Raw genomic sequence first — 24,449 nt, 5'->3', positions numbered from 1 at the left:
GGGCGATCGCGCTCCTGGCGGGGCTCCTGGCGGCACCGCCGGCGCAGGCGTCCGGGACGCAGACGCTGCTCACCGAGGATGTCCCGGCTTCGGCCGCAGGGCAGGAGAACGGCGGCGCAGACGGCGAGCGCGACCAGCACGTTCTCGCCGAGCGGGCCGCCGGGAGAACACAGAAGGCCCGCTCTCTCGAGCGGGCCTTCCGTGGTGGTGGATCCGAGGGGATTCGAACCCCTGACCTCTTCATTGCGAACGAAGCGCGCTACCAACTGCGCCACGGACCCGTGCCTTCCGAGCCGTCACCGGCCCGAACAACTCGTCCACATTAGCACGGACGAGCAGGCGCCTCGCACTCGCGTCAGGCGCCGCGGCGGCGCTGCAGCGCCTGGTCGAGGTCGATCGCGTCGACGCCGTCCACGACGCCCATCGCGGCGAAGCGGGAGGAGGGACGCGGAGCCTCGGGAGCGGGAGCGGCAGCACGCGGGACGCGCAGCGGCGCCACCTCGGGAGCGGTCGCGGCGGCGCGCTGGGCGAGCTCCGCCTCCGCCGCGGCGGTGCGCAGGCGCTCCACGGCGTCGATCGACGCCATCGCGGAGGCGGCCACCGTGCCCCGGGAGAGGTAGAGCGGCTTGGGGAGCGGCTGCGGCGTCCAGCTCGCACGGTCCTCGGCGAGCTCCTCGGAGGCGTCGTCCGCCGCCTCCTCGGCGAGCTCGGCCTCGAAGACCTCGGCGCGCCGGCGCTCGGTCGCGGCGGCCGTCGTCGCTGTTGCGGCCGGAGCGGCGGCGCGGCGGCGACCCGGAGCCAGCAGGATCAGCGTGCCGAGCCCCGCGACGGCGAGGAGCAGGCCGACGAGCGGCACCGCACCCGTGCCGCCGAAGGGCAGCATCACGAGCCCGACCAGCGCGGCGACCGCCCCGACCAGCACGGCCAGCGCGGCGCCCTGGCGCCAGCGCAGGACCGAGGGCCCTGACCGCGTGCTCCGCCGTGCGCTCGCGGTCGCCCGTCGCAGCGCGTCGCGCGCCGCCTTCTCCGCCTGTGCCAGCTCCATCGCCTGTGCCTTCTCTTCGGCTCGTCGTCGTGTCTCGGTCACCCGGAGCCGGCGCTGCTGCAGCGCCACCTCGCGGGCCGTCGCCTCCGCACGCACGTGCTCGGGCACTTCCGCGGTCTCGGCGAGGATCCGCAGCGTCTGCTGCAGCCTCACCGCGTTGCGCTCGGTCGCGTTGTACGACCGCCTGCGCATCCACGTGGGGATCAGGTAGGCGACCCACAGAACGGCGGCGAGCGCCCAGACGACGCCCCCGCCCAGCCAGTCGCTACTCATGCGGACAACGCTAGGAGCACCGGGCACTCCCGTCCGTCATTACGGGTAGGTGTGTCCGTGCGGATCGCGGATCAGCCGGGGCCCCGTCGGAGGGACACCGGCGCCGTCGGAGGGTCCGGAGAGACCCGAGCGGCGGGAGGCGCGGAGGTCCGCGTCGGTCGGCAGGCCGACCTCCGACGGGACCTGCCCGTCGAGGTAGCGGCGGAGCACGCCGCGGGGCACCTCCTCCGCCACGAGGGCGAAGCAGAAGTGGTCCCGCCAGTCGCCGTTGATGTGGATGAAGCGCCGCCGCAGGCCCTCGTAGCGGAAGCCGAGCTTCTCGACCACGCGCAGGCTCGGCCGGTTCTCCGGGCGGATGCAGATCTCGATCCGGTGCAGGCCCAGGTCGAGGAAGGCGTGGTCGGCAGCGAGTGCCACGGCGATCGGAGTGATCCCCCGCCCGGCGTAGCGCTCGGACACCCAGTAGCCGATCGACCCGGAGGAGAGCGAGCCGTACCCGATGTTCGAGATGTTGAGCTGCCCGGCGAGCTCGCCGTCCCAGTCGATGAGGAACGGCACTCCGCCGCCGGCCCGCGCGTTCTGCTGCAGCGAGCGGATGCTGGCGCGCACGTCGAACGCGGCGCCTCCCCGGGGGTCGGACGCCTCCCACTGGCGCAGCCACGACCGGTTCGCGATCAGCTCCCGCTCGAGAGGGCGGGCGTCGCGCACGCGGATGGGGCGGACGGTGACACGACCCTCGGTGAGCGTCGGGATCGGGAGCGGCATGATGCGACCCTACTGCTCCGCCGCACTGCGGGAGGGGGACTGGACTCCGCGGCGTTCCGTGCTCTCGGGGAACGGACGAACGGACGGGATCCCGTGCCGCAGCAGGGGGTCCCGTCCGTTCCGGAGGCGCGCTCGCCGGGGCTCAGAGGCCGGCGACGAAGTCCTTCAGCCAGGGCTTGAGGTCCTTGCCGAGGTCGTCGCGGTCGGAGGCGAGCTGCACGATCGCCTTGATGTAGTCGAGCTTGTCGCCGGTGTCGTAGCGGCGGCCGCGGAACACGACGCCGTAGACGCCGCCGAACTCGGCCGGGTCCTGCGCCATGCGCTCCAGCGCGTCGGTCAGCTGGATCTCGCCGCCCTTGCCCGGAGCGGTGTGCTCGAGCACGCCGAACACGTCGGGCTTCAGCACGTAGCGGCCGATGATCGCGAGGTTCGAGGGGGCGTCCTCCTTGGAGGGCTTCTCGACCAGCCCGGTGATCCGCACCACGTCGTCCTCGTCGGTCGCCTCGACCGCCGCGCAGCCGTAGAGGTGGATCTGGTCGGGGTCGACCTCGAGCAGCGCGACCACCGTGGTGTCGCGCTGCTCGGCGACGTCGATCATGCGGGAGAGCAGCGGGTCGCGGGCGTCGATCAGGTCGTCGCCGAGGAGCACGGCGAAGGGCTCGTCGCCGACGTGGCGCTGCGCGCGGGAGACCGCGTGGCCGAGGCCCTTCGGCTCGCCCTGACGGACGAAGTGCACGTCGGCGAGGTCGCTGGCGTACTTGACGTGCTCGAGCTTCTTGTCGTCCTTCTTCTGGGACAGGTTCTGCTCGAGCTCGGGCACCGAGTCGAAGTGGTTGGCGAGCGCGTTCTTGTTGCGCCCGATGATCACGAGCACGTCCTGGAGGCCGGCGTCCGCCGCCTCCTCGACCACGTACTGGATCGCCGGCTTGTCGACGACCGGCAGCATCTCCTTAGGGATGGCCTTCGTCGCCGGCAGGAAGCGGGTGCCGAGACCTGCGGCGGGGATGACTGCTTTGCGGATTCGAGTGCCCATGGGGCGCCATCCTAGCGGCGGGGGAAGTCGCGGGAGTTTCGCGCCAGGACCGGCGACGGAAGGCGCCGGACCCCGTTCCGGGGCGGTCCGGGACGAGCGTCCCTCAGGGTCGTCCGCGCGGAGGCCGGCGCGGGGCCCGGTTCTAGACTGAGCGCATGCCAGCCGACATCACGCACGAGAAGCGGGCGCTGCGCGCCGAGCTGCGCGAGCGCCGCCGCACGCAGACCTCGACCGCTCGCGACCAGGCCGCGGAGCAGATCACCGCCCACCTGATCGAGCTCGCCACCCGCGTGGGGGCCCGCTCCCTCGCGTGCTACCTCTCCGCTCCGGACGAGCCGAGCACCCGGCCGTTCCTGGGCTGGGCCGAGAGCCACGGCATCCGCGTCCTCTTCCCCGTCTCGCGCCAGGACGGCCTGCTCGACTGGGCGGTCGGCGACGGCCACACCGAGACCCAGGGCCTGTTCGGCATGCCCGAGCCCGTCGGGCAGCTGCTCGGCCCCATCGCGATCAACGACGTCGACCTCATCGTCGTCCCGGCCGCCACCGTCGACCGGCAGGGGATGCGGATGGGCTGGGGGCGCGGCTACTTCGACAAGACCCTCGGCTCGATGGAGAAGTGCCCGCCGGTCTACGCCGTCGTCTTCGACAGCGAGCTCGTCGACCGGGTGCCCAGCGAGGTCCACGACCAGGCCGTCGACGGAGTCGTCACTCCCTCCGGCATCGTCGACCTGCGCCACTGACCCCGTCCTCCTTCTCCCCCACCCGCCTCCGAGGAGCCCCCTGTGCCCACCTACTCCTACCGCTGCACGCAGTGCGGCAACGCCTTCGACATCCAGCAGAAGTTCACTGACGACACGCTCACCGAGTGCCCGAGCTGCCAGGGGGCGCTGCGCAAGGTGTTCAGCGCGGTCGGCGTGACCTTCAACGGCTCGGGCTTCTACCGCACCGACTCCCGCTCCGGCGGGAAGTCGAGCGAGGGCGGCTCCTCCTCCTCGGGTTCCGGCTCGTCCGGCTCGGGCGCATCCGGCTCCGGCTCATCCGACTCGTCGTCGGGCTCCTCGGGATCGGGCGGCTCCTCCTCCGGATCCTCGGGTTCATCGGGCTCGGGCGGCTCCTCGTCCGGCTCGGGGTCCTCGGGCTCCGGATCGTCCTCCTCCTCGTCGTCCTCGGGCTCCTCCGGGTCCTCCTCCTCGGGCTCCTCCTCCGGGAGCTGACCCGCCACCCACCGCTCACGGCAGAAACGGAACGATCATGATCAACGGCTTCAAGGAGTTCATCCTCCGCGGCAACGTCATCGACCTGGCTGTCGCCGTGGTCATCGGCGCCGCCTTCACGACCATCGTCAACGCGATCGTGACGGGGATCTTCAACCCGCTCATCGGCGTGATCTTCGACGCCTCCTCCCTCGAGACCCTGGTCTGGACCATCCGACCGGGAGAGAACGGCGAGGACCCGACCGTCATCGCCTACGGCTCGGTCGTCTCGGCCCTGATCCAGTTCGTGATCGTGGCCTTCGTCCTCTACTTCGCGTTCGTCCTGCCGATCAACCACCTCAAGAACGCCGCCTTCGCCAAGAAGGCCGCCGACGCCCCCGCCGCGGAGGACAAGGCCCCCACCGAGCTCGAGCTCCTCGCCGACATCCGCGACCTGCTCGCCAACAACGGCATCGCCACCACCGCGAACTCCGGCAAGCACGTCGACTGAGTTGCTCTGTCTTCTTCCGCTGGAGGCGGGAGAGGACCTCGGTCGGCTTCCCGATGGGGGAACGCGTCGCAGAGCGTTGTGCGAACGGTGCGGCCGAAACAACGGCACGCGTTTCGGACGGCACCTGCACCTTCGGGAGGTCGCCGATCGGGACCTTGAGCGACTCTGGCGGGGACCGATCGGCCCTGTCTCCACGCGCTCCTCGATACCGGCGGGCACCGGGCGGGAAGCGGTCGGTCAACGGGCACCGGACGGATGCGGTCGTCAGCGGGCATCGGACGGGAAGCGGTCGGCCACCGTCGACGGGCCCGACGTGAGCGGTCGCCAGACGTCCGCGTAATGTGGTCGCCCGTCGAGCAGGGGCGTGCCGGGGTGAGGTCCGGGACCTGCGGCGACTCGAGGACCGTCAACCGGTCCGGCTGACCTCAGTAGTGCGGGGGGACGTCCTGGCGCAGGCGCGCGTCGTTCGGGCCGGTGTCGGGGCGCGCGGGCGGCGCGGAGGGGTCGGCGATCGGAGCGTCGTGCGGGGACGGATCGGTGCCGGGCTTCGCGGGGAGCGTCGCCCGCCGGCCGCCGCGGGTGCGCCGCAACGGGCGGTCGGCACCCGCGGGGGCGTCGGGATCCGGCGCCACGATCAGTCGTGCGGCAGCGGCTCGACGGGCTGCGTCTCCCCCGACGCCGGAGCGGCGGCGGCAGCAGGAGCAGCAGCGGCGGGAGCAGCAGCCTCGCCGGCGGCGGGAGCAGGGGTCTGCTCCTCCCCCGCGGTCGCGCCGATCAGCCCGGCCACCCGCGCGGCCACGGCCTCGGGGTCGGCGAACAGCTCGAAGTTGTGCACCCGCAGGTAGTGCCAGCCCAGCCGGCGCAGCAGCTCCGGACGCAGGCGCAGCGACACGCGCAGGCTCTGCGTGCTCACGTCGCGGTCGGTCTCGACCACCACGGCACGGGTCCCGTGCGCGGCGACGAGGGCCAGCTTGCCCTTGTGCCCGATGTTGACCCGGAGTCCGCGGCGCTCGAGGCGCGCGGCGAGATCCACCAGCATCGGCTCCGAGTAGTCGTCGCGGTCGCTCGGCTGGACGCGGTCCTCCGCCTCCTGCAGAACCTGCGCGAGCGCGACCATGCCGTAGCGCATGCGCGACTCGTCGATGTCGCCCGGGCGGAAGCACGAGACGATGTCCATCGAGCGGCGGGCACGGGTCATCCCGACCGCCAGCAGACGCTCTCCGCCCGGCTCCGCGAGCGCGCCGAAGTTCGACAGCAGGCGGCCGTGGGGCGTCCGGCCGTAGCCGATCGAGAAGATGACGCGGTCGCGGCTCTGCGCGACCGACTGCTCCAGAGTCACGACGGCGAAGGGCTCGGGCCGATCGCCGAGGATGAAGTCGCTCAGGTCGGTGCGCTTGGCGAAGGCCGTCAGCACCGCCTGCTGCACCCGCACGGCGTGGCGAGGGCTCGCGGTGATGACCATCAGCGACTCGCGCGGACGGATCACGGCGTGCTCGAGCACCAGCTCGACCACCTTCGCGACCTCGGCGTCGACGGACTCGACGGCTCCGGAGTCGTTCTCGGGCATGCCGTGCCCGCTCGCGATGTAGTGGAAGCGGAGCGAGTCGTGTCCGAGGAAGGAGCCGGCCCAGGGCAGGGAGTCGATGCGGCCGCCGTAGAAGCGGCGGTTGACCAGCTCGGCCAGGTCCTCGCCGCCCGCGCGGTAGCTGCGGGTGAGCGTGACGGTGTTGAGCAGCTCGCCGAGTCGGGCGAGCGCCGACTGGGCGTGCAGCGCCTCCACGTCGGTCCGCGAGGCGGTGGAGCCGAACTCCGGCGTCTCGTCGACGCGCAGGCCGAAGGGAGTGGGGGTCTGCGTGACCGGGTCGCCGAACGCGACGACCTGCTTCGCCCGGCGGATCGCTCCGACGTTCTCGGCCAGCGTGGTCGCCCCGGCGTCGACGAGGAACACCGCGTCGAAGGTCGTCTCGGTGCCGATGCGGTGCACCTCGTACGGCGAGGCGAGCCAGGCCGGAGCGAGCACGCGCGAGAGGTGAGGAGCGGCCTTCTGCAGCTCCTGAGGGGTCGTCGCCGCCTCGGTGCGCAGCAGCGCGCGCAGCGCGTCGCGCTCCTGCGGCCAGTCGACGAGCCCGATCTTCCAGGTCTCGGAGAGCTTCCAGGCCAGCAGCTCGGCGCTCGAGGCGGCGTGCGCCTCGTCGACGAGCTTGAAGTCGGCCTCGAGCCGGTCGAGCACGCTCGTGTTGCCGCCGAGCAGCGCACGCTCGTCGGTCAGCATGATCTCGAGCGCCGAGCGCCACCAGGCCAGGTCCAGCTCGCCCGCGACCAGCTCGGCCGGCACGTGGCGGCGCGAGAGATCGGTGAGCAGCGGGTCCAGGCCCCAGTCGCGCAGGGTGGCGAGGAGGGTCGTCCGCTCCTGGAGGTTGGCGAGCACCTCGCTGTCCTCGGCGAGGCCGGACACCATCGAGGCCAGCTCGGCGAGAGGGAGCGAGGCGAGCTGCAGGTTCGTCCCGCGTCGGCCGAGCGGCTCGTCGAGACGGCTCAGCTGGTCGGTCACCTGCTGGTAGGCCACCTGCACGTCGGCGACGCCGACCGGGACCTCGGGGATCGTGCCGGCGACCGCGTAGCGCTGCCACAGCGTCCGCTGCTGCTGCACCCGGCGGAGCGCCGCGTTGAGGTCGGTGACGTGCGCGCCGGGACGCAGGTACTCGCGGGCGAGCTTCTTCAGGCGCCGGCGGTTGGTGGACGACATCTCGGCGGCCTCGCGGCGCGGCGAGGTGGCGACGATGAGGTCCTGGATCGAGCGGTCGAAGACGGCCGGCTGGAACTTGTCCAGCGTCTCGCGGACGTCCTGCAGCAGGCGCAGGTAGATGCCGAGCTCGGCGACCGACTCGAACGGGCGCATCCGCGTCTGGCCGATGACGTCCTGGGCGCGGTCGAGCAGGCGCGGCAGGTCGCGCAGGTGCAGGCGCTTGGCCAGCTCGTGGGCGATCTCGGCGTCGGCGGTGGAGTCGAACTGGGCCCCGTACCAGGGCGAGTCGCCCGGGCCGTAGCGGAACTCGCCCAGGCGCGCCGACTCGATCAGCATCCGGGTCGCCTCGGGGCGGCTGTGCGCGAGAGCGGTGACGGAGCGGCGGTCGAGGCGGGCGGCGGTCGACGGGGGCGTCCGCAGCTGCGAGAGGCGGGCGAGCTCCTCGAGGGCCTGCAGCGCCGAGACGCCGAAGCTCTCGTCGCGCCGGGAGAGCGCGCCGCGGTAGTCGAGCAGCACCTTCCGCAGCCGGAGCAGGGCGTCGTCGATCTCGCTGACGGAGGGGCGCGCCGCCTTCTCGTTGCGGCCGATCGACTGGATGAGGTCGCGGCGGAGCGTGCGGGGCCCGACCGCGATGCCGCCCAGGCCCGCCGAGAGCAGGCGCTGGTGGATGCTGTCGAGGCTCGACCGGCGGGCGCTGACGACCAGCACGCGCTTGTGCTGGGCGGCCAGGGCGCCGATCGCGTTGACGATGGTCTGGGTGCCGCCCGTGCCGGGGAGGGTCTTCACGACGAGAGAGTTGCCGGCCGCGATGTTCGCGATCACCTGCTCCTGCTCGGCGTCCGCGTCGAGGAGGAGGTTGTCGGTCGCCGGAGGACGCTCGTCCTGCGGGATGATCGACGCCACCTTCTGCGACTGCTGCAGCGCCCGCTTGGCGGCCGGGTTCCCGGCGACGGCGTCGAGGACGGGGTGCTCGAGCATCCGGGCGTCGCGGAGCATGTCGCCCGCCACGTCGGCGAAGCTCGAGACCACGAGGCGCGGGTGCACGGCGAACCACGGCAGGTGCGAGGTCAGGCCGCGCAGCTGGTCGATGACCGGCTGCGGCTTGAAGACGCCGTTCTGCACGGCCAGCTCGACGAACTGCTCGGGGTCGATCGTGATGCCGAACTGCTGCTTGAGGGCGCGCGCGAGCTGCGGGTTGAAGTAGGGCTGGCCCTTGAGCTTGAGCTCGAAGTCGCGGCCGTAGCGGCGGATGGCGAGCGGGCGCAGGAGCACGGGTGCGGTGAACTCCGTGTCGCCGGCGCGCCACTGGGCGAGGCCGATGGCGAGGTGGACGCCCTCGATGCCGCGGACCGAGCGCAGCTCGATCCCCTTGTCGGTGATCGCACCCGCGGCGTTCTTCGCGGTGCGCAGGGCGAGCTCGTCCCGGATGAGCGAGGAGAGGAGCGTCGTCTTGCCCGAGATGAACGGGGGCAGCCCGCCGGGGTGCGTGGTCGAGAGCTCGATGCGCGTCCGGGGCGAGTCCACGAAGTGGAGCAGGGGCGACGGACCGCCGACCTTGGCGAGCTCGTCGCGCCACGACTGCCACACCGGATCGGCCACGTTGCCGCCCTGGTAGCCGGCCTCGCCGCTCGTCACCTGCACGGGAGAGGTCGCCGTCGGGGAGAGCCGATGCGCGGACGCCTCCCCCTGGTCACCGGATTCGGGTGAGGTCGCCACCGGTCCGGCTCCTGGGAAATCGTCGACTCGTTGCACACGGACACCCTAAACCGGGCACCTCCGAAAGGCCGTAGCGACGCGGGTCGGCGGCACGGCACCTCCGTGCGGCTCACCGGGCCGGAGCATCGGAGGAACGCGGAGCCCAGGGTCGGATCGGCGAGCGCGCCCGTCCGATCGGGGCGGGCGGGGGGCTCAGGAGGGCCAGACGGCCAGGGGCGGCGCCGTCTCGACCCGGCGCTCGTCGCCGACCACGCGGATCCGGCTGCTCACGCGGTCGTGCCCGGCGGCAGCGGCGACCGCGGTCATGACGAGCTGAGCGTGGTCGCGCGCGAGATGCCCGAAGGCGCTCCGCAGATCGACGGGACGGCCGGTGGCGAGCGACACGGCGATGCGGGCGACCGCCTCCTCCGAGAGGTCGAGGAGGCACGCCTGCTCGGCGAGGACGGCGAAGTCGATCCGCGGCGCGGCCTCCGTGGCGGCACCGGCCGCCCACGGGTGCTCGGGGCGGAGGCATCCGGCGCGGACGAGGAGCTGCTCCGCGGCTTCGAGGCCGGGCCCGGCGAGGACGGGGATCATGCCGCGGTCCGCTCGGCGCGGCGCCCGGAGGCGCGGACCCCGACGGACACGACGGCCGACAGCAGGCAGGCGACGCCGGCGATCAGCGGCGCGAGCCAGCCGAGGACGCTCACCTCGTCGACGTCCGTGCCGAAGTACTGCCAGTGCGCGATGGCGTAGACGAAGAGGGAGAAGAAGCAGAGCGCGACGCCCGTGAGCGCCGACACCAGGTCCGCCGGACGGACGAGGGGCTCGTGCTCCGACGAGGCGGCCTGCTCGAACGCGGGCTCGGAGAGGGCGGCGGCCGGGACCTGCGGGAGGGTCGCGATGGCGGGGTGCTGCGTCATGTCTCCGAGGCAACCAGCCGCGCGGTGTCTCGGTCGTCACTCGCTGGCATGACGTCCTGAGCCGAGCGGATGGTGGGGCGGTCGGCCGGTCAGGGAGCGACGGGGACGTCCGCTCGAGCCGGTCGGCGTCCGAGCGACGACTGGAACCGCAGCAGGTACCCGTCGGGATCGGCCACCACCAGCTGACGGACGCCCGCCTCCTCCGCTCCGACCCGGTACCAGCGGGTCTCGAGCGGCGAGAACAGCGGCGTCCCGGCCTCGGCGAGCGCCGCTGCCGTCCGGTCGGCGTCGTCGACGTGCAGCTGCAGGTTCATCCCCCGGCCGAGCGGGCGCTCCAGCGGTGCCGCGATCCAGTTGCGGCCCCGCCCCGCCTCTTCGAGCATCACGTGCGCGGAGCCGAGGACCAGGTACGCGAAGCCCTCCTCGGGCCGGGCGTAGTGGATCCGGAACCCGCAGGGACCGCACCAGAATCCCAGGCTCCGGTCGAGGTCGGCGACGAGCAGCTCGGGGACGAGATCGGGATCGGCCATCCGCGCGGTCTACGCCTCGGCGCCCTCGGGGCGCTTCGTGCGGCCCGGGAGCAGGAGCAGGCCCGAGACGCCCACGACGATCAGCAGGATGGCCGCGACCGTGACGAAGGAGGCCAGCGCCAGCACGGGCATGATGATCGTCAGGACGCCCGCGATGACTGAGGCGATCCCTGCCGCGATCGGCAGCCACGCGGGGCCGGCGACGGTGCGGCCGCTGGTGATGCTCGAGACGCCGTCGAGGATCCAGCCCGCGCCGATCACGAGGCCCAGGACGCTCAGCGACTCGAACGGGTTCGACAGGCACAGGATGCCCGCGACCAGGATCAGGGCGCCGAGCAGGCCCGCGAGCCAGCGCACCCGGGCATCGAGCCGCGAGGCGGTGAAGGCCAGCAGCAGGCGGAAGACGCCCGCGGCGATCAGGTGGATGCCGAAGACGATGGCGACGGTCAGCAGCGTCGGGCCGGGGATCAGGACGGCGATGACGCCGAGCACGATCGCGATCAGCGAGACGGCGATGATCCACCAGCGCTCGACGGAGGTGCGGGACATCGTGGGCGCGGCGGTCTCGGACATGGCGTTCCTTCGCGTCGGGGAGTGCGGACCCCTCGAACGTTAGGGCACCGGGGCGGGGTGGCGCGGGGCCTTGCGCCCGCCCGCCCGAGGACGCAGGTCAGTGGCGCGATCCGGTGCGCGCCGCGGCACGGTGCCGCCGCACGCGGCGCACAACGAGCGCGAGCAGCAGCACGCCGAACGCGCTGTAGATGATCGCGTCGAGCACGCCGGCGTACTGGTCGACGAGCTCGTACTGCGTGCCGAGGGCCGCGCCGAGGCCGATCAGCAGGCCGTTCCAGACGCCGGAGCCGAGGATCGTCAGTCCCGAGAACAGCAGCAGGTTCATCCGCTCGGCCCCTGCGGGGAGCGAGATGAGGCTGCGCACGCCCGGGATGAGGCGACCGAAGAGGACCGCCCAGGTGCCGTGCCGGCGGAACCAGCCGACCGCCTTCTCGAAGTCCTCGCGGTCGACCAGAGGGAGCTTGGAGAGCAGGCGGATCGAGCGCTCCGTGCCGATGCGGTGGCCGAGCGCGTAGAGGATCAGGCCGCCGAGGTAGGCGCCGAGGGTCGCCGTGATCACGACCAGCACCAGGTTCATCCGGCCCTGCTGGGCGAGGAAGCCGGCCAGCGGCAGCACGAGCTCGCTCGGGATCGGCGGGAACACCGTCTCGATCAGCGTCAGCAGGCCGACGCCCGCCTCTCCGAGCGCGGCGATCACCCGCGCGGCGACGCCGACGAGCCCGGAGAGCTCGTCGATGCTGTCGGAGGAGGAGGCGGTCGCCACGGAGGCGGGGGCGAGGGCGAGGGTCGCGATCGTCATGACTGAGAAGCTACTCAGTCCGCGGAGCGCGCACCTGGGAATCCGGCGGCCCGCTCAGGGGCGGCCGGTGAGCACGACGGTGTCCGATCCCTGCAGCCGCACCTCGACCGAGGCGATCTCGGACAGCGGGAGCCCGGTGGCGAGGCTGGGCTCCATCGTCGTCCCCGGCGCGCTCGTCCACGATCCGACGGCCTCGGTGCCGCCCGAGGTGTCCGTGACGTAGAGGACGTAGCCGGCCGAGCCCGCGTACTGCTCGGCCGTGTCGGCCCAGCTGCAGTCCATGTCGATCCGCGTGCCCCACTGCTGCGGCACGAACCGCACGGAGGCCTCGACGGGGACGCCCGGAGCCGCGGCGAGCGAGACGGTCGAGCCGACGGTCTCGACGGGGGCGAGGGACGGGCCGATCGCGAGCGGCAGGGCGACGGCGGCGGCGGCCGAGACGCCCGCGGCGGCGAGCACCAGGCCCGCGATGCGCAGCCGCGTCCGGCGGCGGACGGAGTCGGTGGCCGCGGCGAGGCGGGTCAGCAGTGCCGCCGGAGCCGGATCGCCGGCCGCCTCCGGCTCCTCGACCAGGCGCATCGCCTCGTCCTGGGGCAGGTGGGCCAGCAGGCCCGGCAGCGGGACGAACTCGGCGAGGGACTCGCGGCAGCCGGGGCAGGCGCGCAGGTGCAGCTCGTACTCGCGGCGGTCGGCGGCGGTCAGGGATCCGAGGAGGTACGCGGCGTCCCAGTCGCGGAAGGGGTCGTCGTGCCGGTCGTCGGAGGAGGGGTCGCGGTTCACAGCTCCGTCACCCCCCGCTCCTGCAGTGCGAGCTTGAGGGCCCGCATCCCGTAGTGCATCCGAGACTTGACGGTGCCCGGGGCGATCCCCAGCAGCGCGGCGATCTCGGTGACCGTGCGGCCGCCGTAGTAGGCGTGCACGATGACGGCGCGGTGGTCGTGGCTCAGTCCGCTGAGCGCGTCCGAGAGCAGCCAGGCGTCGAGCACCTGGTCGGTGCGGTCGGCGGTCGGGCGCTCGGGGACCTCGTCCGTGCCCAGCTCCCGGGCGTAGCGGGCGCTGCGGCGGTCGTCGATGACGAGGTTCCGGGCCACGGTGTAGAGCCAGGAGCGGGCGGCGGCCTCGCCCTGGGCGAGGATCTCGGGGTGCTTCCAGGCGCGCAGCAGCGCCTCCTGCACGACGTCCTCCGCCATCTGGCGGTCGCCGGTCAGGCGCAGCACGAACCGCCAGAGCGCGCTGGCGTGCTCGTCGTGCAGCGCACGCAGCATCTGGGCCTGATCCTCGGACATCTCCACCTCTTCCTGCACCAACGTAACGGGGGCCCGAACGGTTCAGCCGGTTCGCGCGAGCGGCCCCACTCTGGTACTCCGGAGTCGATGACCTTCCCCGATGCCGACGACGCCGCCCGCGTGCGCTCCTTCCTCCGCGACAACCGCTCGCGGATGCTCGACGACGTCCGGCACCTCGTGATGATCGAGAGCCCCAGCGACTCCCTCGAGGCGCTCGGCGAGCTGCACGCCTTCCTGGTGCACTGGGTGGGAGAGCGGCTCGGGCACGACGCAGACGTGCAGCACCGGCGTGCGCAGGACGCGCCGACCGCGACCAGCTGGACCGTCCCGGCGAGCGGCGGCGCGAGACCGCACCGCGGCACGCGTCCGTTCGTGGCGCTGCTCGGCCACTACGACACGGTGTGGCCCCTGGGCACGACCCGCTCCTGGCCCTTCGCCGTCGACGGCGACCGCCTGAGCGGACCGGGCAGCTACGACATGAAGGCCGGGCTGGTGCAGATGGTGTGGCTGGTGGCCGCGCTCCGCCACGCCGGCGTCCCGCATCCGGCCGTCCGCCTGGTGATGAGCGGGGACGAGGAGATCGGCAGCGCCGCCTCGCGCCCGTTCCTGGAGCGGCAGTGCGCGGGCGCCGACGCGGTCCTGGTGTTCGAGGGCGCGATCGGCGACGCGGTCAAGACGGCGCGCAAGGGCATCGGGCGCTTCGTGATCGACGTGGTCGGGGTCGAGGCGCACGCCGGGGTCGAGCCGGAGAAGGGGGCGAGCGCGATCCACGAGCTCGGCTCGCTGATCCCGCGGGTGCTGGCGATCGCGCGGGAGGAGGAGGGCACCTCGGTCAACATCGGAGTGGTCTCCGGCGGCTCGCGGGTCAACGTGACGACGGCCCGCGTGCGCCTGGAGCTGGAGGCGCGGATCCGCGGATCCGCCGAGGCCGCCCGTGTCGAGGCCGAGCTCGACGCGCTCGCCGCCGCCGACCCGCGCATCCGGCTGGAGGTGCGCGGCTCCTGGGAGCGGCCCGTCTTCGAGCGGACCGCCTCCGTCGCCGCGCTCTACCGCAGGGCCGAGCGGGTCGCGAAGCGGATCGACGTCCCCTTCCGCGAGATCGCGGTCGGCGGGGCGAGCGACGGCAACCTCGTCGCCGCGCTGGGCCTGCCGGTCCTCGACGGGCTCGGCGCCCCGGGCGAGGGTGCGCACGCGCGCAGCGAGGCGATCGGCATCGAGGGCATGCTGGAGCGGACGGCGCTGGCCGCGCTGCTGGTCGCCAGCTTCGGCGACGAGCACTGACCGGATGCAGAGGAAGGACGAGCGGATGACACTGTACGAATCGCGCCCCGTGGGCGTCGTGATCGAGGCTCCGGCCGCGGAGGTGTACGCCTTCGTCTCCGACCCGGCGAACCTCCCGCGGTGGGCCGCGGGCCTCGCCTCCTCCGCGCTCGAGCAGGTCGACGGACGCTGGTTCGCCGACTCGCCGATGGGCCGGGTCGAGGTGCGCTTCGTCCCGCAGAACCCGTTCGGCGTCGCGGACCACGAGGTCACGCTCCCCGACGGGACGGTGGTGGACAATCCGCTCCGGGTGCTCGTGAACGGGGACGGCGCCGAGGTGGCCTTCACCGTGCGGCGGCGCCCCGGGATGAGCCTCGACGACTGGGACGAGGACTGCGCGCGGGTCGCGGACGACCTCGAATCGCTCCGGCTGCTGTTCGAGCGCGGGGCGCTGTAGGTTCGTCACAGCTCCGGCGCAGGGCCGGCACCCGTGAGAACGAGGACGCGATGACCTCCCCCGATCGTCCGAGCACCCGCCCCGCAAGCGGCATCGAGCTCAACGGCCTCGACACGATCCAGGAGTCGGAGCGGCACGGCCGCCCTCGCGACCTGTTCTGGCCGTGGTTCGCCGCGAACGTGTCCGTGCTCGGGCTGAGCTACGGCTCCTTCCTCCTCGGCTTCGGCCTCTCCTTCGGGCAGGCGACGCTCGTCAGCGTGATCGGGATCGTCGTCTCGTTCCTCTTCTGCGGTCTGGTCGCCGTCGCCGGCAAGCGCGGCTCCGCCCCCACGATGGTGCTCAGCCGGGCGGCCTTCGGGGTCGACGGCAACCGCCTCGTCTCGGTGATCTCCTGGCTGCTCACGGTGGGCTGGGAGACGGTGCTGGCCTCCCTCGCGGTGCTCGCGACGGCGACGGTGTTCGAGGAGTTCGGCTGGGACGGGGGCGTGCTCACCAAGGTGGTCGCGCTGATCGTGGTCGCCGCGCTCATCGTGATCGCCGGGATCGCGGGCTTCCGCCTGATCATGCGGCTCCAGCTCGCGATCACCGTCGCGACCGCCGTGCTGACCGTGGTCTACGTCGTGCTCGTCCTCGACCGGATCGACCTCGCCGCCGTCGGCGCCCTGCCCGCGGGCTCGGCCGCCGCGGTCATCGGCGGGCTCGTGTTCATGATGACCGGCTTCGGGCTGGGCTGGGTGAACGCCGCGGCCGACTACTCCCGCTACCTCCCCCGCGGTGCCCGCACGAGCGGAGTGATCGCGTGGACGACGATCGGCGGAGCGGTCGCGCCCGTCGTGCTGGTGGTCGTCGGCCTGCTGCTGGCCGGCTCCTCGCAGGAGCTCTCGGACGCGATCGCCGCGGACCCGATCGGAGCGCTCGCCGGGATCCTGCCGACCTGGTTCCTGCTCCCCTTCATCGTCGTCGCGCTGCTCGGCCTGATAGGCGGGGCCGTGATGGACATCTACTCCTCGGGCCTCGCGCTGCTCAGCACGGGGCTCAAGGTCTCGCGGCCGGTGGCCGCCGGGATCGACGGCGTGCTGATGGTCCTCGGAGCGGTCTACGTCGTGTTCGTCGCGGGCGACTTCCTCGGCCCGTTCCAGGGCTTCCTGATCACCCTCGGCGTGCCGATCGCGGCCTGGCTCGGCGTCTTCCTCGCGGACCTCCTCCTCCGCCGGCGCGACTACGACCAGGAAGCCCTGTACGACTCCCGCGGCCGCTACGGCAGCGTCTCGGCGGTCCCCGTAGCCCTCGTGCTGATCGGCGCCGTCGTCGGCTGGGGCCTGGTGGTCAACTACTCCCCCGGGTTCGAGTGGGAGGGCTACCTCCTCGGCCCGCTCGGCGGCCGCGACGGCGACTGGGCCGGCGCCAACCTCGGCGTCCTCGTGGCGCTCGTGATCGGCTTCGCGGGAACGCTCGCCCTCTCGCGCGGGGCCGTCCGCCGCCAGGAGGCCTCGGCGTGAGCCTGCTCGTCGCGATCGACCTGCAGCACGTCTTCGCCGACGCCGAGTCGCCGTGGGGATCCGGCGGATTCGAGCGCGCGGCCGAGGGGACCCGCCGGCTCCTCCCGGCGTTCGGCGAGCGGGTCGTGACCACCCGCTTCGTCGCCCCGGAGCGGCCCGCCGGCGCGTGGATGCCCTACTACCGCGAGTGGCCGTTCGCGCTCGTCCCCGAGAGCGACCGGCTCTACGAGCTCGTGGCCGGGTTCGAGGGCCACCGCACGATCACCGCGACGACCTTCGGCAAGTGGGGGTCCGAGCTCGAGGCCGAGCTCGACGACTCCCGCGAGCTCGTGCTCACCGGCGTCTCGACCGACTGCTGCGTGCTCTCGACGGCGTTGGCGGCCGCGGACGCCGGAGTGCGGGTCAGGGTCGCCGCGGACGCCTGCGCGGGCGCCTCCGAGGCCGACCACCAGCGCGCGCTCGACGCCATGTCCCTGTACGCGCCGCTGATCGAGATCACGACCGTGGACGCGGTGCTGGCGGACCTGCGCGACCGGGGCTGAGGCCGCGGGCGGGACGCGAGCTGCTCGCGCCGGTCGGCCCCGTGCGTCGCGGGGCGACCCCGTCACCCGGCATGATGTCGGCATGTCCTCCACCGACGAGCGCGTCAGCCCGGCTTCCCGCACCCTGGTCATCGGCGAGGCGCTGATCGACATCGTCGAGCGCGACGGCAGCGCCACGGAGCACGTCGGCGGCTCCCCGGCCAACGTCGCCCTCACGCTCGCCCGACTCGGGCGACTCGCGACCCTCGTCACCGACATCGCCGACGACGAGCGCGGCCGCCGCATCAGCGCCCACCTCGAGGCCTCCGGGGTGGAGGTCCGGCACGGCGACTCGGAGCGCACCAGCACCGCTCGGGCGGTCCTCGCCGCGGACGGGTCGGCCCGCTACGTCTTCGACCTCTCCTGGAACCCGCCGGCGGCGGACCCGGAGGGCGCCTCCCACGTCCACACCGGTTCCATCGCGATCTTCCTCGAGCCGGGCGGATCCGCCGTGCTCGGGCTCCTCGAGGCTCTGCCCGCCGGAGTGACGGCGAGCGTCGACGCGAACATCCGCCCGGCTCTGGTCGGCGCGCACGCCGAGGCGCTCGCGCGCTTCGAGCGGATCGCCGCCGCGTGCGAGGTCGTGAAGCTCAGCGACGAGGACGCGGAGTGGCTCTACCCGACGATGCAGCTCGACGAGGTCCTCAGCCGGCTGCTCTCCCTCGGGTCGCAGCTCGCGGTCGTCACACGCGGCGCGGAGGGACTGCTGCTGGCCTCGGCCGTCACGCGGGTGACCGTGCCCGCCGCCCGGATCGTGGTGGCGGACACGATCGGTGCCGGCGACTCCGCGATGGGCGCGATCCTCGACGAGGCGTTCCGCCAGGGCCTCGGCGCCGCGAACGGGATGCTCCTCGACGGCCCCGCCCTGCACGCGATCGGCCGCCACGCCGCGCACGTCGCCGGCATCACGACCTCCCGCTCCGGCGCGAACCCGCCCACCCGCGACGAGCTCTGAGGGCCGGGGGCGGACCTTCCGCAGGACGCCCCTGGTGCTCGCGCCGGGACGCGGAGATACTGGGCGCACCTCGACGGAAAGGCGTGCCGTGCCCACATCACTGAGCCCCTACATCGGCTTCGACGGCTCCGCGCAGGAGGCGATGGAGTTCTACCGGGACGTCCTCGGCGGCGAGCTCAGCTCCAGCCGCTTCGGCGACTTCGGGATGAGCGCGGATCCGGCCGACCAGGACCGGATCATGCACGCCCAGCTCGTCACGCCGAGCGGAATGATCCTGATGGGCTCCGACTCCCCCTCCTCGAGCCCGGCCGAGAGCGGCGCCCGCATCACGATCGCGCTCTTCGGCGACGACGACGCCGAGCTGAGCGGCTACTGGGACGGCCTGGCCGAGGGCGGCACGGTCGTCGAGCCGCTGGTCGCCTCGCCCTGGGGCGACCGCTTCGGGATGCTGGTCGACCGCTACGGCGTCGGCTGGATGGTGAACATCGCCGCTCCGCCGGCCTGATGCTCCTCCCCGGCACGTGATCGGGGCACGCCTCCCCCGGGTGCGTCCACCCGTCCCGCGGGGCGCCGCGGCAGGCGCAGAATGGAGGGGCCGCTCCCGCTCCGGGAGCCGTCCCACCTCTCACGAAGGCTGCAGATGACGATCACGCTCGGGTACAAGGCATCGGCGGAGCAGTTCGGCGCCCGGGAGCTCGTCGAGCTCGCGGTCGGCGCCGAGCGGCACGGCTTCGAGACCGCGGTCGTCTCGGACCACTTCCAGCCGTGGCGGCACACGGGCGGGCACGCGCCGTTCTCCCTCGCCTGGCTCGCCGCGGCCGGTGAGCGCACCTCCACCATCACCCTCGGCACCTCCGTCATGACCCCGCACTACCGCTACAACCCCGCCGTCATCGCCCAGGCGTTCGGCACGCTCGGAGTGCTCTACCCCGAGCGGATCATGCTCGGCGTCGGCACCGGCGAGGCGCTGAACGAGGTCGCCACCGGCTACCAGGGCGCGGGCGAGCAGACCTGGCCGGACTTCAAGGAGCGCTTCGCCCGCCTGCGCGAGGCCGTGCGGCTGATGCGCGCGCTCTGGGCGGGCGACCGCGTCACCTTCGACGGCGAGTACTACTCCACGCACGAGGCGTCGATCTACGACAAGCCCGAGAGCGGCGTGCCGGTCTACATCGCGGCGGGCGGCCCCGTCGTCGCGAAGTACGCCGGCCGCGCGGGCGACGGCTTCATCTGCACATCGGGCAAGGGCATGGAGCTCTACACCGAGAAGCTGCTCCCCGCCGTCGAGGAGGGCGCCGCGGCGGCCGATCGCGACTCCTCGACCATCGACCGCATGATCGAGATCAAGCTCTCCTACGATCCCGATCCGGCGCTCGCGCTCGAGAACACGCGCTTCTGGGCGCCGCTCTCGCTGTCGCCGGAGCAGAAGCACTCGCTGACCGATCCGGTCGACATGGAGCGCGCCGCCGACGAGCTGCCGATCGAGCAGGTCGCGAAGCGCTGGATCGTCGGCTCCGACCCCGAGGAGACGGTCGCGCAGATCAAGCCCTACGTCGACGCGGGCTTCACCCACCTGGTCTTCCACGCCCCGGGCGACGACCAGCAGCGCTTCTTCGACGCCTTCGAGCGCGACCTCGCGCCGCGGCTGCGCGCGCTCTGACCTCCGCCTCCGCCACGACCCCCTTCGGAAGGGCCGCTCCCGCATGACCACGGCCACCCTGCTCGCCCGGCTCGACCACGGCGAGGCGCTGACGCGCGAGACCGCAGAAGAGCTCCTCGGCGCGCGCGGCGACGACCTCGACCTGCTGCTGGAGGCCGCCGGCCGCCTGCGCGACGACGGACTCGCCCGCCGCGGACGGCCCGGCGTCGTCACCTACTCGCGGAAGGTCTTCGTCCCGCTGACCAAGCTCTGCCGCGACCGGTGCCACTACTGCGTCTTCGTGGAGACACCGGGCGGGCTCGCGGCCAAGCGCGAGTCGACCTTCATGGAGCCGGAGGAGATCCTCGAGGTCGCCCGCGCCGGTGCCGCGCTCGGCTGCAAGGAGGCCCTGTTCACGCTCGGCGACCGCCCGGAGGACCGGTGGCCGGTCGCCCGCGCCTGGCTCGCCGAGCACGGCTACGCCTCGACGCTCGAGTACGTGCGCGCGATGGCCGTCCTGGTGATGAGCGAGACGGGCATGGTCACGCACCTGAACCCCGGCGTGATGTCGTGGGCCGAGCTGCAGCGGCTCCGCCCGGTCGCGCCCTCGATGGGCATGATGCTCGAGACGACCGCCGAGCGCCTCTGGTCCGAGAAGGGCGGCGTGCACTACGGCTCCCCGGACAAGGACCCGGCGCTGCGCCTGCGCGTGCTCGAGGACGCGGGACGCAGCCGCATCCCCTTCACCACCGGCGTGCTGCTGGGCATCGGCGAGAACGCGGCGGAGCGGGCGGACGCCCTCTTCGCGATCCGCGAGTCCCACGAGCGGTGGGGCCACGTGCAGGAGTGCATCGTCCAGAACTTCCGCGCGAAGCCGCGGACGGCCATGCAGAACGAGGTCGACCTCGAGCTGCAGGAGTACGTGGCCAACGTCGCGGTCGCGCGCCTCGTGCTGGGCGCCGAGGCGACGATCCAGGCGCCGCCGAACCTCACCGACGAGCAGGAGCTCGGGCTGCTGCTGCGCGCCGGGGTCGACGACTGGGGCGGTGTCAGCCCGCTCACGGCGGATCACGTGAATCCGGAGCGCCCCTGGCCGAACATCGACGACCTCGCGCGGCTCACCGCGGCGGCCGGCTACCGGCTGCACGAGCGGCTGACCGCCCACCCGCAGTACCTCCGCGACTCGGCCACCTGGATCGATCCGCGCGTCGCTCCCTACGTCGAGGCACTCGCCGACCGCGGGACCTGGCTCGCCGACGAGGCGGCGGCGGTCCTCCCCCGGCCCTACCGCGACTCGCTCGACCCCCTGCCCCGACCGGTCGCGCCCGCCCTCGGCGCCGTGCTCGCCCGGGCGGAGACGGACCCCGCCGGTCTCGAGGACGCCGACTACCTCGCCCTGCTCGCAGCCGACGGCGACGACCTCGACGCCCTCTCCGCTCTGGCGGACGACCTGCGGCACGACGCCGCCGGCGACGAGGTCTCGGTCGTCGTCAACCGCAACATCGACACCTCCCTCTGGGGAGTCGGCGGGCTGACCGTCGAGCGGCTGGAGGAGCTCGCCGACGAGGCGGTCGCGCTCGGCGCCACCGAGCTCTGCCTCCAGGGCGCGATCGGACCGGAGCACCCGGGCGACGATCTGCTGCTGATCGTCCGAACGCTGAAGGAGCGGCAGCCCTCGCTGCACCTGCACGCCTACCGGCCCGGCGAGATCCTCGAGGTCGCCCGGCGCACGGGCCGAACCCTGCCTGCGATGCTCGACGCTCTGCGCGAGGCCGGCGTGGACTCCGTCCCGGGGACCGCCGCCCGCATCCTCGACGACGACGTCCGCGCCGTCCTGAGCGAGGGGACGGACCCGACCGTGGCCGAGTGGCGGGAGGCGATCACGGCCGCGCACCGCAGCGGCCTCCGCTCCACCTCGACCATGGTCTACGGACACGTCGAGACCCCCGAGCAGCAGCTCGCGCACCTGCGCACGCTCGCGGCGATCCAGGACGAGACGGGCGGCTTCACCGAGTTCATAGCGATGCCCTTCGTCCCGGCGGAAGCGCCTCCCGCCGTGGTGCGCGCGAGCCGGGGCGGGCCGACCCTCCGCGAGACCCGCGCCGTGCACGCCGTCGCACGGCTCGTCCTCCACGGCCGGATCCCCCACGTGCAGACCGCCTGGACCAAGCTCGGACTGCACGCGGCGCAGGTCCTCCTCCGCGGCGGGGCGGACGACCTCGGCGGCCTGCTGCTCGACGGCGCCCTGCGGCCCGAGGCCGGAGCGGAGGCCTACCGCTCGCTCGACATCGCGACCGTCGCCCGGCTGAGCGGCGAGATCGGCCGCGGCTGGCGCCAGCGCACCACGACGTACGGCGTGGTCGCGCCGGAGAGGGCGCTGCGGGCGGAGCCCGTCGCAGCGGCGGGTCCGCAGCGGATGCGCCTCCCGGTCCGCGGGACCCGCCGGGCGTCATGACCCGCTCCGAGTACCTGCGGCGCCAGGCCGATCTGGTCCGGGAGGAGCGGATCGAGTCCGACAGCGCCACCGTGCGGCTGCTGACCGCGGGCGCCGAGAGCCCGCGCGCGGTCCTGCTGCTGACCGGCGTCGGCCGGGGCGCGCGGAGCGACACCGGACTGCTGCTGCCGATGCTGGCGCGGCGCCACCGCGTCGCCGCGCTCGAGCTCGCCGATCTCGGCGACCCCTGGCGCGACGGACCCGCCGCGGTCCGCGCCTCCCTGGACGCGCTCGGCGCCGAGGAGGCCGTCCTGATCGGCCACTCGCTCGGAGCCGCCGTGGCCCTCGCCGCGGGCGATCGGCGGGTGCGCGCCCTCGCCCTCGTAGCCGGATGGCTGCGCCCGACGGAGCGCCTCCTCCGCACGGCGCGCCTCTGGCCGATGCTGCCGCCCGACGCGCAGGAGGAGGCCGCTCGGCTCCTCGCCGTCCGCTCGGCCACCGCCTCCTCCCCGTGGGGCGCCGACGCCGCCAGGATGCTCGCCGCCTCCGCCCGGGCCGACGTCGCTGCGGCCGCCTCGGACTGCCGGGTTCCCGCCCTCGTGGTCGGCTGCTCCGCCGATGCCGTCGCAGGAGTCGAGGGCGCCGAGGCCCTGCTCGGCGCGATCGACGACGCCCGCTACGCCGTCCTCGACTCCGGTCACGCGGTGCTCGCCGAGCGGCCCGCCGAGCTCCTCGCCGTCCTCGAGCACTTCCTCGCCGATCCGCACCGCGACCCGGCGGGCAGCGTCCTGGCGAGGACGACGGTCTGATGGACGTCGACGTCGTCGTGATCGGCGCCGGGTTCGCCGGCCTCGGAGCCGCGGTCCGCCTGGAGCGCCGCGGCGGGACCTCGTTCGTCGTGCTGGAGCGCGCCGAGCGGATCGGCGGGACCTGGCGGGACAACGTCTACCCCGGTGTCTCCTGCGACATCCCCTCGCACCTCTACTCCTACTCCTTCGCCCCCGAGGCCGACTGGTCGGCGTTCTACGCCCCCGGGGCCGAGATCCAGGCCTACCTCGAGCGCGTCGTCGAGAAGGAGGGCCTGGCGCCCCGGCTCCGGCTGGGGACCGAGGTGCTCGAGGCGGTCTTCGACGAGGAGGCGCACCGCTGGCGGGTGCGCACCTCCCGGGGCGACTACTCCGCCGCGGTCCTCCTCGTCTGCGCGGGGCGCCTCTCCGAGCCCCGCCTCCCGGCCGTCCCGGGCCTGGATTCGTTCGCGGGTCCCGCCTTCCACTCCGCACGCTGGCGGGACGACGTCGATCTCGACGGGAAGCGCATCGGCATCGTCGGCTCGGGCGCCTCCGCCGTGCAGATCGTGCCGCACCTCGCCGAGCGCGCCGCCGAGGTGGTGCTCTTCCAGCGCTCGGCCCCGTACGTCGTCCCCCGCCGGAACCGCCCGTACCCGCCGGAGGAGCGCCGAGCCCTCTCCCGTGCGCCCGGGGCCCTCGCGAGGCTCCGCGAGGAGCTGTTCTGGCGCGCCGAGCTCGGCTTCGCCGGCCGTGTCGCCGTGCCCGAGGCCATCGATCGGCTGCGGGCGGAGGCGCTCGGCCACCTCGAGGCCCAGATCATCGATCCCGCGCTCCGCGCCGTGCTGACTCCGGACTACGAGATCGGCTGCAAGCGCGTGCTCCTCTCGGACGACTACTACCCCGCTCTCGCGCAGCCGCACGTCCGCGTCGTCCCCGGTCCGCTCCGGCGCCTCGAGGAGGGGGCCGCGCTCGGCGACGACGGCGTCCCGCACGGGGTCGACGTGCTCGTCTTCGCGACCGGCTTCCACTCCACGCGGCCGCCCTTCGCCCGGCGCATCCGCGGCCGCGGCGGCGTCCTCCTCGCCGACCGCTGGGCCGACGGCATGGTCGCGTACGAGTCGACCGCGGTCCACGGCTTCCCGAGCCTCTTCGTCGTCAACGGCCCCAACGCGAGCCTCGGCCACAACTCCGCGGTGCACATGATCGAGACGCAGATCGCCTACGTGCTCGCCGCGCTCGACCACCTCGCGGTCTCCGGCGCCGACCGGCTCGAGGTCACCGCCGAGGCCGAGGCCGCCTCCGTCGCACGCCTCGACGCCCTCAGCGCCGACACCGTCTGGACCAACGGGGGCTGCGAGAGCTGGTACCTGGACGACAACCGGCGACTCACCCTGCTCTGGCCCGACTTCGCCTTCGCCTTCCGCGAGGAGCTCGGCCGGTTCGACCCCTCGGCCTACACGACCTGAC

25 protein-coding genes and 1 tRNA gene are annotated in these 24,449 nt (G+C 73.5%); 13 read left to right on the top strand and 13 right to left on the bottom strand.

What is annotated here, in order from left to right:
* Positions 1-205 precede the first annotated feature (205 nt).
* From C5C10_RS05975 to galU, 4 genes are all read right to left on the bottom strand, one after another.
* A tRNA-Ala gene (locus C5C10_RS05975) sits at positions 206-281 on the bottom strand.
* 74 nt (positions 282-355) lie between these two features.
* A complete protein-coding gene (locus C5C10_RS05970) occupies positions 356-1,318 on the bottom strand; it encodes a hypothetical protein (RefSeq protein WP_104223216.1) in 963 nt (320 codons plus the stop codon).
* Positions 1,319-1,357: 39 nt separating this feature from the next.
* Positions 1,358-2,083, bottom strand: a complete 726-nt coding sequence (locus C5C10_RS05965; protein WP_104273095.1) for a GNAT family N-acetyltransferase — start codon at positions 2,081-2,083, stop codon at positions 1,358-1,360.
* Between the two features lie 142 nt (positions 2,084-2,225).
* Positions 2,226-3,116 (bottom strand): UTP--glucose-1-phosphate uridylyltransferase GalU, encoded by an 891-nt coding sequence (galU, locus tag C5C10_RS05960; protein ID WP_104223218.1) that lies wholly within the window; start codon positions 3,114-3,116, stop codon positions 2,226-2,228.
* A 155-nt stretch (positions 3,117-3,271) separates the two neighbouring features.
* On the opposite strand from galU, the gene C5C10_RS05955 reads away from it, so the two are divergent.
* Genes C5C10_RS05955 through mscL form a run of 3 tightly spaced genes read left to right on the top strand, consistent with a single transcriptional unit; the run spans position 3,272 to position 4,820 of the window.
* A complete protein-coding gene (locus tag C5C10_RS05955; protein ID WP_104223219.1) occupies positions 3,272-3,856 on the top strand; it encodes a 5-formyltetrahydrofolate cyclo-ligase in 585 nt (194 codons plus the stop codon).
* A 42-nt stretch (positions 3,857-3,898) separates the two neighbouring features.
* Entirely contained in the window at positions 3,899-4,330 is a 432-nt protein-coding gene (locus C5C10_RS05950) for an FmdB family zinc ribbon protein (RefSeq protein ID WP_104249457.1), read from the top strand.
* Between the two features lie 37 nt (positions 4,331-4,367).
* Positions 4,368-4,820, top strand: a complete 453-nt coding sequence (gene mscL, locus C5C10_RS05945) for a large conductance mechanosensitive channel protein MscL (RefSeq protein WP_181073403.1) — start codon at positions 4,368-4,370, stop codon at positions 4,818-4,820.
* A 425-nt stretch (positions 4,821-5,245) separates the two neighbouring features.
* On the opposite strand, the gene C5C10_RS05940 is transcribed toward mscL, so the two are convergent.
* The 9 genes from C5C10_RS05940 to C5C10_RS05900 form a co-directional block, all read right to left on the bottom strand.
* Positions 5,246-5,452: a hypothetical protein gene (locus C5C10_RS05940; protein ID WP_104223221.1), complete on the bottom strand. Its 207-nt coding sequence runs from the start codon at positions 5,450-5,452 to the stop codon at positions 5,246-5,248.
* A 2-nt stretch (positions 5,453-5,454) separates the two neighbouring features.
* Positions 5,455-9,282 carry a DEAD/DEAH box helicase gene (locus tag C5C10_RS05935; RefSeq protein WP_374953341.1) on the bottom strand — a complete coding sequence of 1,276 codons (3,828 nt, stop codon included), beginning with the start codon at positions 9,280-9,282 and terminating at the stop codon, positions 5,455-5,457.
* Positions 9,283-9,474: 192 nt separating this feature from the next.
* A complete protein-coding gene (locus C5C10_RS05930) occupies positions 9,475-9,858 on the bottom strand; it encodes a hypothetical protein (RefSeq protein WP_104238332.1) in 384 nt (127 codons plus the stop codon).
* Positions 9,855-10,184: a hypothetical protein gene (locus C5C10_RS05925; protein ID WP_104328783.1), complete on the bottom strand. Its 330-nt coding sequence runs from the start codon at positions 10,182-10,184 to the stop codon at positions 9,855-9,857. Before C5C10_RS05925 ends, C5C10_RS05930 begins: the two co-directional genes overlap by 4 nt.
* 89 nt (positions 10,185-10,273) lie before the next feature.
* Positions 10,274-10,714 carry a VOC family protein gene (locus C5C10_RS05920; protein ID WP_104225074.1) on the bottom strand — a complete coding sequence of 147 codons (441 nt, stop codon included), beginning with the start codon at positions 10,712-10,714 and terminating at the stop codon, positions 10,274-10,276.
* Between the two features lie 9 nt (positions 10,715-10,723).
* Entirely contained in the window at positions 10,724-11,287 is a 564-nt protein-coding gene (locus C5C10_RS05915) for an HdeD family acid-resistance protein (protein WP_104232862.1), read from the bottom strand.
* Between the two features lie 97 nt (positions 11,288-11,384).
* On the bottom strand, positions 11,385-12,086 hold the full coding sequence (locus C5C10_RS05910; RefSeq protein ID WP_104225072.1) for a DedA family protein: 702 nt from the start codon (positions 12,084-12,086) through the stop codon (positions 11,385-11,387).
* A 54-nt stretch (positions 12,087-12,140) separates the two neighbouring features.
* A complete protein-coding gene (locus C5C10_RS05905; protein ID WP_104232863.1) occupies positions 12,141-12,866 on the bottom strand; it encodes an anti-sigma factor in 726 nt (241 codons plus the stop codon).
* Complete coding sequence (locus tag C5C10_RS05900; RefSeq protein ID WP_104225070.1) at positions 12,863-13,372, bottom strand: sigma-70 family RNA polymerase sigma factor; 510 nt, start codon at positions 13,370-13,372, stop codon at positions 12,863-12,865. Before C5C10_RS05900 ends, C5C10_RS05905 begins: the two co-directional genes overlap by 4 nt.
* Before the next feature lie 87 nt (positions 13,373-13,459).
* Here C5C10_RS05900 and C5C10_RS05895 point away from each other — a divergent pair, with 87 nt between their 5' ends.
* The 10 genes from C5C10_RS05895 (at position 13,460) to C5C10_RS05850 (ending at position 24,448) form a co-directional block, all read left to right on the top strand.
* Positions 13,460-14,653, top strand: a complete 1,194-nt coding sequence (locus tag C5C10_RS05895; RefSeq protein ID WP_104328782.1) for a M20/M25/M40 family metallo-hydrolase — start codon at positions 13,460-13,462, stop codon at positions 14,651-14,653.
* Positions 14,654-14,678: 25 nt separating this feature from the next.
* The gene (locus C5C10_RS05890; RefSeq protein WP_104328785.1) at positions 14,679-15,089 is read left to right on the top strand and encodes an SRPBCC family protein; all 411 of its coding nucleotides are present in this window, start codon (positions 14,679-14,681) and stop codon (positions 15,087-15,089) included.
* Positions 15,090-15,139: 50 nt separating this feature from the next.
* Positions 15,140-16,588: a cytosine permease gene (locus C5C10_RS05885; RefSeq protein ID WP_104249451.1), complete on the top strand. Its 1,449-nt coding sequence runs from the start codon at positions 15,140-15,142 to the stop codon at positions 16,586-16,588.
* On the top strand, positions 16,585-17,130 hold the full coding sequence (locus C5C10_RS05880; protein WP_104328781.1) for a cysteine hydrolase family protein: 546 nt from the start codon (positions 16,585-16,587) through the stop codon (positions 17,128-17,130). Before C5C10_RS05885 ends, C5C10_RS05880 begins: the two co-directional genes overlap by 4 nt.
* Positions 17,131-17,212: 82 nt before the next feature.
* Positions 17,213-18,124: a carbohydrate kinase gene (locus C5C10_RS05875; protein ID WP_104328780.1), complete on the top strand. Its 912-nt coding sequence runs from the start codon at positions 17,213-17,215 to the stop codon at positions 18,122-18,124.
* 88 nt (positions 18,125-18,212) lie between these two features.
* Entirely contained in the window at positions 18,213-18,629 is a 417-nt protein-coding gene (locus C5C10_RS05870) for a VOC family protein (protein ID WP_104246718.1), read from the top strand.
* Positions 18,630-18,764: 135 nt separating this feature from the next.
* Entirely contained in the window at positions 18,765-19,781 is a 1,017-nt protein-coding gene (gene fgd / locus C5C10_RS05865; protein ID WP_181067747.1) for a glucose-6-phosphate dehydrogenase (coenzyme-F420), read from the top strand.
* 43 nt (positions 19,782-19,824) lie between these two features.
* The gene (gene cofG / locus C5C10_RS05860) at positions 19,825-22,215 is read left to right on the top strand and encodes a 7,8-didemethyl-8-hydroxy-5-deazariboflavin synthase CofG (RefSeq protein WP_104328779.1); all 2,391 of its coding nucleotides are present in this window, start codon (positions 19,825-19,827) and stop codon (positions 22,213-22,215) included.
* Positions 22,212-23,003 carry an alpha/beta fold hydrolase gene (locus tag C5C10_RS05855; RefSeq protein ID WP_104328778.1) on the top strand — a complete coding sequence of 264 codons (792 nt, stop codon included), beginning with the start codon at positions 22,212-22,214 and terminating at the stop codon, positions 23,001-23,003. The genes cofG and C5C10_RS05855 overlap by 4 nt, the downstream gene beginning before the upstream one ends.
* Positions 23,003-24,448 carry an NAD(P)/FAD-dependent oxidoreductase gene (locus C5C10_RS05850; protein WP_104328777.1) on the top strand — a complete coding sequence of 482 codons (1,446 nt, stop codon included), beginning with the start codon at positions 23,003-23,005 and terminating at the stop codon, positions 24,446-24,448. Before C5C10_RS05855 ends, C5C10_RS05850 begins: the two co-directional genes overlap by 1 nt.
* The last annotated feature ends 1 nt before the right edge of the window (position 24,449 follow it).

Source organism: Rathayibacter sp. AY1A3, assembly GCF_002930975.1.
In the GTDB taxonomy this organism is placed as follows: domain Bacteria; phylum Actinomycetota; class Actinomycetes; order Actinomycetales; family Microbacteriaceae; genus Rathayibacter.
Note: the sequence above shows the minus strand (reverse complement) of the source record. Positions and strands in the feature narration are given on the sequence as shown.